This window comes from Rossellomorea vietnamensis, from assembly GCF_008180415.1.
Lineage (GTDB): Bacteria > Bacillota > Bacilli > Bacillales > Bacillaceae_B > Rossellomorea > Rossellomorea vietnamensis_C.
The window spans coordinates 1-7,325 of the sequence record NZ_VTEI01000032.1 but is presented as its reverse complement, the minus strand read 5'-3'; the positions used below and the strand labels follow the sequence as shown (position 1 = coordinate 7,325).

Annotated in this window: 6 protein-coding genes and 3 rRNA genes; 1 reads left to right on the top strand and 8 read right to left on the bottom strand. The window is 43.2% G+C overall.

The features are described from left to right. Positions 1-415: ribosomal RNA gene (locus FZC78_RS23195) — 16S ribosomal RNA — on the bottom strand; the annotation flags it as partial. A gap of 505 nt (positions 416-920) precedes the next feature. Here FZC78_RS23195 and FZC78_RS23190 point away from each other — a divergent pair. Next, entirely contained in the window at positions 921-1,433 is a 513-nt protein-coding gene (locus FZC78_RS23190; RefSeq protein ID WP_148942425.1) for a hypothetical protein, read from the top strand. A 39-nt stretch (positions 1,434-1,472) separates the two neighbouring features. Here FZC78_RS23190 and FZC78_RS23185 read toward each other — a convergent pair whose 3' ends face one another. The 7 genes from FZC78_RS23185 to FZC78_RS23155 all read right to left on the bottom strand — a co-directional run. After that, positions 1,473-1,832 (bottom strand): DUF779 domain-containing protein, encoded by a 360-nt coding sequence (locus tag FZC78_RS23185; RefSeq protein ID WP_148942424.1) that lies wholly within the window; start codon positions 1,830-1,832, stop codon positions 1,473-1,475. Between the two features lie 28 nt (positions 1,833-1,860). Next, the gene (gene adh / locus FZC78_RS23180; RefSeq protein ID WP_148942423.1) at positions 1,861-3,381 is read right to left on the bottom strand and encodes an aldehyde dehydrogenase; all 1,521 of its coding nucleotides are present in this window, start codon (positions 3,379-3,381) and stop codon (positions 1,861-1,863) included. 224 nt (positions 3,382-3,605) lie between these two features. Next, positions 3,606-4,076, bottom strand: coding sequence for a GNAT family N-acetyltransferase (locus FZC78_RS23175; protein WP_148942422.1), 471 nt, complete (start codon positions 4,074-4,076; stop codon positions 3,606-3,608). A gap of 135 nt (positions 4,077-4,211) precedes the next feature. Further along, complete coding sequence (locus FZC78_RS23170) at positions 4,212-4,550, bottom strand: CD3324 family protein (protein ID WP_148942421.1); 339 nt, start codon at positions 4,548-4,550, stop codon at positions 4,212-4,214. A gap of 127 nt (positions 4,551-4,677) precedes the next feature. Continuing rightward, positions 4,678-5,067, bottom strand: coding sequence for a DUF3021 family protein (locus FZC78_RS23165; protein ID WP_148942420.1), 390 nt, complete (start codon positions 5,065-5,067; stop codon positions 4,678-4,680). Positions 5,068-6,846: 1,779 nt separating this feature from the next. Then, positions 6,847-6,963 (bottom strand): 5S ribosomal RNA (gene rrf, locus FZC78_RS23160). A gap of 86 nt (positions 6,964-7,049) precedes the next feature. Next, a 23S ribosomal RNA gene (locus tag FZC78_RS23155) occupies positions 7,050-7,325 on the bottom strand; the annotation flags it as partial.

Genomic DNA, 7,325 nt, shown 5'->3' with positions numbered 1-7,325 from the left:
ACTCACGCGGCGTTGCTCCGTCAGACTTTCGTCCATTGCGGAAGATTCCCTACTGCTGCCTCCCGTAGGAGTCTGGGCCGTGTCTCAGTCCCAGTGTGGCCGATCACCCTCTCAGGTCGGCTACGCATCGTTGCCTTGGTGAGCCGTTACCTCACCAACTAGCTAATGCGCCGCGGGTCCATCTGTAAGTGGCAGCCGAAGCCGCCTTTCCACTTTTCCTCATGCGAGGAAAAGAACTATCCGGTATTAGCCCCGGTTTCCCGGAGTTATCCCAGCCTTACAGGCAGGTTACCCACGTGTTACTCACCCGTCCGCCGCTGATTTCAGGGAGCAAGCTCCCATCAATCCGCTCGACTTGCATGTATTAGGCACGCCGCCAGCGTTCGTCCTGAGCCAGGATCAAACTCTCCGAAAGAAGTTTGACTTGCTCATTTGCTAATTTTAAAGTGTTAGCAACTTTGTAAGAAACAAGTTCTTACTAGATTTACGTTGACGTTTTGTTTGTTTTGTTCAGTTTTCAAGGTTCAATCGACCAGAAGTCTATCATAACATGACGTTTCGTCATTGTCAACTTCTGCGAAATTCATTTTTCGTCGCTCCGTTTGAAGCAACTTTTATATAATACCATCAGCCAGGATTTCTGTCAACAAGTTAATGTAACTTTTTTCAGTTCCTTTTTTCTGATGTTCTGCTGCCTGCCTCTTTGGGAGACAGTAATAGTATAATATCAGCTTATTCATAAGATATCAATGGTAATTTATAACTATTAACCCCTCATTAATAACATGTTTTTTATAGAAGGAATTCTTCTATACAGGATATTTCATTGTCACTCGGGAAAAATAGCAACCATATTAAGTATAGAAGGAAGTGAGATTATCAAATCTATATTTCTTTTTTCACTGGCTGCTTGTACCATTTTGAGCGGTAACCATAGCTATGCGCTATCTAAGTCTCCGGACCGCCATCCTGCTAATGAGGAGGTATATCGGGAAATTGGATATGTAACAATTGATAAGGCATTGCAGGAATTCGCCGCACACTTTAATCAAGGAATAGAACTGCCCCTTAGAACCCCGCCCATATCCTTTACACACACTCTGGGGCGTTTCAATGACCTTGACGGCGAGGACAAGGATTCCCTTGAAATAAAATATATCAATGAGAAGCTCCCCGATAATCATTATAAGATTACTGTCCGCCCAGTGGAGCACCGGTTTCCTTATAATGAAGAGGATGTTATTAAAGTGATAAAGCTTGAAGATGGTGAAGAAGCAGTTTATCTGGATAGAGACGGATTCAATGTTTTATCATTTGAAAGAGGGGATTGGCAATATACGCTCAGTATTAATAAACGGGCTTCTGACCTGATGCTTCCCGGCGTCTTAGTACAGATAGCCAATTCAATAGAATTTGCTACTGAGGAGAGCTAACCAAAAAGACGACTCACCATGCCAGTGAGCCGTCTTTTTTCATGAGAGAAACTGTTTTTCTTTTTCAGTAAACATCCTTGACCTTGTTAAAAACCTGAGCCCTTCTGGACCTTCAAGTGAAAACATGCCGCCCCTGCCTTTTACAACATCGATGATCAGCTTGGTATGCTTCCAATACTCAAATTGAGCTTTAGAGATATAGAATGGACAGTCATCGATGCGGCCAAGCAGGACATCACTGTCTCCTATCAGCATTTCTCCCTCCTGATAACACATTGGAGAACTGCCGTCACAGCAGCCCCCAGATTGATGGAATAAAAGCGGACCATGTTTTTCTTTCAATTTAGAAATCAGCTTTGATGCTTCTTCTGTTACTGTCACTCTATCAACTTCAGGCATATTTTCTCCTCCTTTTTATGAATGAGGATTAAAAGAAACCTAATTTCTGCGGACTGTAGCTGACGAGAAGGTTTTTAGTCTGCTGGTAATGGCTCAGCATCATTTTATGGTTCTCTCTTCCGATTCCCGACATTTTATAACCGCCGAATGCTGCATGGGCCGGATAAGCGTGGTAACAGTTAGTCCATACACGGCCGGCTTGAATTTCTCTGCCGAAACGGTATGCCGTATTCATATCCCTGGACCAGACACCAGCTCCCAATCCATACAAAGTATCATTGGCAATTTCAAGAGCTTCTTCAGCTGTTTTGAATGTTGTAACGGAAACGACCGGCCCGAATATTTCCTCTTGGAAAATCCGCATCTTATTATTTCCTTTAAATACAGTCGGCTCAACATAATAGCCGCCTTCCAAATCTCCCTCCAGGTGATTACGGTTTCCGCCTGTTAGTACCTCAGCACCTTCTTGTTTTCCGATATCAATGTAAGAAAGGATTTTTTCAAGCTGCTCCGTTGATGCCTGGGCTCCTATCATTGTTTCTGTATCCAGCGGATTTCCTTGCTTGATGGCCTTCACCCTTTGAAGTGCTCTTTCCATGAATTTATCATAGATGGATTCATGAATCAGAGCACGGGATGGACATGTGCATACTTCACCCTGATTCAGCGCAAACATGACGAAGCCTTCAACGGTTTTATCAAGAAAGTCATCATCTTGATCCATTACATCCTCGAAAAAGATGTTTGGTGACTTTCCGCCGAGTTCCAATGTCACTGGAATCAGATTCTGGGAAGCATATTGCATGATTAAACGGCCTGTTGTCGTTTCACCTGTGAAGGCTACTTTGGCAACTCTTTGGCTTGTAGCGAGAGGTTTTCCTGCTTCAACACCAAAGCCATTGACTATATTCAAAACTCCCTTTGGCAGTAAGTCTTCAATCAATTCCATCATGACCATAATGCTTGCAGGTGTCTGCTCAGCTGGTTTCAATACTACGCAGTTACCGGCTGCCAGTGCAGGTGCGAGTTTCCAAGTCGCCATCAATAATGGGAAGTTCCAAGGTATAATCTGCCCCACCACTCCAAGCGGTTCATGAAAATGATAGGCTACTGTATCATTGTCTACTTCGCCAATGCTTCCTTCCTGCGCCCGGATGCACCCGGCAAAATAACGGAAGTGATCAATAGCGAGAGGCAGATCTGCGTTAAGAGTTTCCCGGACAGGCTTACCATTGTCCCAGGTCTCAGCCACTGCAAGCATCTCAAGATTCTCTTCAAGACGGTCAGCTATTTTATTTAAAATATTGGCCCGTTCTGCAACAGATGTTTTGCCCCAAGCATCCTTTGCTTCATGAGCAGCATCAAGTGCAAGCTCAATATCTTCAGAGGTAGATCTTGCTACCTCACAAAATGATTGGCCGTTGACCGGAGAAACATTCTCAAAGTATTCTCCCTTTACCGGCACAACCCATTCACCTCCGATATAGTTGTCGTACCTCGATTTGAACTCTACCTTAGACCCTTCTTTATTCGGCTGTGCATAAATCATGAAATCCCCTCCACTTAGTTTGTAGTTATGTAGGTCCCCTGAAGTTTGAAAGCGCTTACCAAAAGATATAAGTCTAGTATATTATAAAAATATTCAGAAATCATTTATTTAGAACTATTACATCTATTAAATTTCTCATTATCGCCATAAGGAATCTGACACTTAACACGAACTGAAAAAGATAGCTGAACTGAATAACTCTTTTTTTACGGACTATGTATTTCTCACCAATCCTTTTCCATTATAATAAATCTATACTCCTTTCCTCTTATACAGTTTTGAAATTCTCCTTTCCTTTTAAAGCCTGCCTGTTCATAAACTCTTATTGCCCGTTGATTGAAATCCACCACTGCCAGCTCCAAGTGGCGATATTTTAAAAATTTTCTTCCTTGTTCTATTATTTCTTGTATAAACCTCAATCCAAGTCCATTCCCTGTTAAGGCAGGCTTCATTTGCACTCCGACTGCTATTATTTCTTCCCCGTCTTCCCCCACATTGAAAAACTCACAATTGCCGATCAGTTCACCCTCATCATTAATGACAGAAAAGTATCGATCAGTATCTATACTCTGGAGAAACCCCTGCACTTTTTCCTCTTGAATGTTATTGTCATAAAATGAATAGTCACCATCGTAAGCCCAAGTAATGAATTCAAGGACATCCTCTTTTGTTCTTTTTCTTAGTGAATAACTCATACTTCCACCCTCTTTCAATCTGCTAAACTAATTTTACCCTCCAATGGCGGCCAAGTCTTCCTAAGATACGTTTATGTACTAAACTTAAGCAATATAAAAAGTGCCTTATGAGAGTTTCATAAGGCACACGATTGGTTAGTCTTTTTGTTTATATATAACTCTTTCAATACTTTTGATAGAAAGATGATACTCTTCCGCTAGTTGCTCTTTTGACAATCCATCCATGTAGCTTCTATAAATACGGCGGTCTCTTGCTTCCATAGCTATCCTTGTTCCGTTTTTCTCTCCCCAAGAAAGCTTATTGCCTCTTTTTCTTGGAATATATAAATAATCGCCATCAAAGTAATCCTGAATCAACGCTACCAATTCTTCCGGCAGCACATCACAAGCTTTTTTGTATCCCATTCCTGTCCCTGCTTTCCTATAATTTTTCATAAGAAAAACAAAGACCGCTAAAAGGGAATGTGCACTCATTCTATTCTCTCAATAGCAGCCTTTGCCGCTAGCAAGAGAATACCTTTAAATTAAGATACTTCCCCATAACATTCCCTCCTATTAATGTAGTCTTAATAGCTCCCTCAAAAACAATTATCGGCTGAAATCAAATCTCTTTTACTTTTCTACTATTATTTCTTCTAATGTTAAAAACAATATATGTCCCAAAAAATAAAATGACCCCTGTTATATTAAACTCAAAATAGATCTTTACCACATCAGTAAAGGAACTAAGAGGATAAAAACCGCTTAGAAGGAGAGTAGGAAATACCGTAATCAGCATTGCTGTATAATGAGCAAGAATCTGCTTGAAAAAACTCCACTGATTAATTTGATAAATAATGCTGGTCAACCCTAAGAAAAATGCGATCAGGCCATAGAAGAAGAAAACACTTGATGTTTCGGTCTGCCCTTGTGACTTATTCCATAGAGATAGTATCAGCAAGATTACAAATGGAATCCCGCCTCTAACCAAGCCCCTTAACAATAAACTCATCAAAACACTCCCTATCTTATCTCATAGTTATGGACGATTGCCTGAAGAGAAAGGTTTCAAAAAAATCAAACAATATACTATTTTATCAATAGCAGGTCAATATAGTCTTTCCTGCACATTTTAATTTACAGTATTGAAATTCTGATCTATAGTCCTTATCTCATCATCTCATTGAAGATATACAATTTTTAGAATGCAGGAATTAACAAACCGAGACCAAGGCATACTACAGCTGCTATTTTAGATTGCTTTATAATACGTTCATCCCCTGTTTTTAAGTTCTGGAAGAAAGTTAGGGTGAAATATAGGCAAAATTGGATTAATATGGTGGAAAGTATACCCAGACAATTACCTGCTCACTCATGTACCCAGAGCCTCAGCGTGAATACATATCTAAGCCGAAATGGGGACACTCATGTACTCAGAGCCTCAATCTGAAGACATATCTTAGACGAAAACCAGTCACTCATGTATCTAGAGCCTCAGCGTGAGTACATATCTAAGCCGAAATGGGGACACTCATGTACTCAGAGCCTCAATCTGAAGACATATCTAAGACGAAACAGAGGCACTCATGTATCCTGAGCCGCAATGTGAGGACATATCTAAGCCGAAACGGGGGCACTCATGTATCCAGAGTCTCAACCTGAAGACATATCTAAGACGAAAACCAGTCACTCATGTACCCAGAGCCTCAACCTGAAGACATATCTAAGACGAAAACCAGTCACTCATGTATCTAGAACCTCAACCTGAAGATATATCTAAGACGAAAACCAGTCACTCATGTATCTAGAGCCTCAACCTGGAGACATATCTAAGACGAAAACCAGTCACTCATGTACCTAGAGCCTCAGCCTGAAGACATATCTAAGACGAAAACCAGTTACTCATGTACCCAGAGAGAATCTATTTTGGAGATCTCCCCTTTCTTAGACACAAAGAAAGAGCAACCCTTGGTACTCTTTTAATTTGCCTGGCGACGTCCTACTCTCACAGGGGGAGACCCAACTACCATCGGCGCTGAAGGCGAGGACGGCGATGAGCGGCGAATCTCTTCGTCTGCTTCGCTCGTTCGCATCCTCATGGGCGGTTGCCCACTGCGGTGCTCTCTCCCTCTTGTCCTCGACCTTCTTGCTCCTCACCATCCTCGCTCCTGCGGGAAATGAGAATCTATTTTGGGGATCTCCCCCTTTTTTGAATACAAAAAAAAGAGCACCTCTTCGGGTACTCTTTGTCTTGGCTGGCGACGTCCTACTCTCACATGGGGAAACCCCAACTACCATCGGCGCTGAAGGCGAGGACGGCGATGAGCGGCGAATCTCTTCGTCCGCTTCGCTCGCTCACATCCTCATGGGCGGTTGCCCACTGCGGTGTTCTCTCCCTCTCGTCCTTGACCTTCTTGCTCCTCCCCATCCTCGCTCCTGCGTTTTAAGAGAATCTATTTTGGGGATCTCCCCCTTTTTAAATAAAAAAAAGAGCACCACTTCGGGTACTCTTTGGTTCGCCTGGCGACGTCCTACTCTCACAGGGGGAGCCCCAACTACCATCGGCGCTGAAGGCGAGGACGGCGATGAGCGGCGAATCTCTTCGTCCGCTTCGCTCGTTCACATCCTCATGGGCGGTTGCCCACTGCGGTGTTCACTCCCTCGCGTCCTCGACCTTCTTGCTCCTCACCATCCTCGCTCCTGCATCTTATGGATTTGCGGAGAAAAGGGGATCTCCCCCTTTTCTTTTGGAATACAAAAAAAGAGCACCCCTTGGGTACTCTTTTAATTTGCCTGGCGACGTCCTACTCTCACAGGGGGAGATCCCCCAACTACCATCGGCGCTGAAGAGCTTAACTTCCGTGTTCGGCATGGGAACGGGTGTGACCTCTTCGCCTTAGTCACCAGACTGTATGAAATTGAAAGAACATTGTTCTTTCAAAACTAGATAAAGTATTAGAAGAAAGAAGAAAGTATTCCGAGTTTCGCTAATTCGTGGTTAAGTCCTCGATCGATTAGTATCTGTCAGCTGCACGTGTCGCCACGCTTCCACCTCAGACCTATCTACCTGATCATCTTTCAGGGATCTTACTCACATAAAGTGATGGGAAATCTCATCTCGAGGGGGGCTTCATGCTTAGATGCTTTCAGCACTTATCCCTTCCGCACATAGCTACCCAGCGATGCCTTTGGCAAGACAACTGGTACACCAGCGGTGCGTCCATCCCGGTCCTCTCGTACTAAGGACAGCTCCTCTCAAATTTCCTGCGC

Coding starts and splice junctions, on each gene's coding strand:
- FZC78_RS23185 (WP_148942424.1), bottom strand. CDS start 1,832: ATGCCTGAAGTTGATAGAGTGACAGTAACAGAAGAAGCATCAAAGCTG.
- adh (WP_148942423.1), bottom strand. CDS start 3,381: ATGATTTATGCACAGCCGAATAAAGAAGGGTCTAAGGTAGAGTTCAAA.
- FZC78_RS23175 (WP_148942422.1), bottom strand. CDS start 4,076: ATGAGTTATTCACTAAGAAAAAGAACAAAAGAGGATGTCCTTGAATTC.
- FZC78_RS23170 (WP_148942421.1), bottom strand. CDS start 4,550: ATGAGTGCACATTCCCTTTTAGCGGTCTTTGTTTTTCTTATGAAAAAT.
- FZC78_RS23165 (WP_148942420.1), bottom strand. CDS start 5,067: ATGAGTTTATTGTTAAGGGGCTTGGTTAGAGGCGGGATTCCATTTGTA.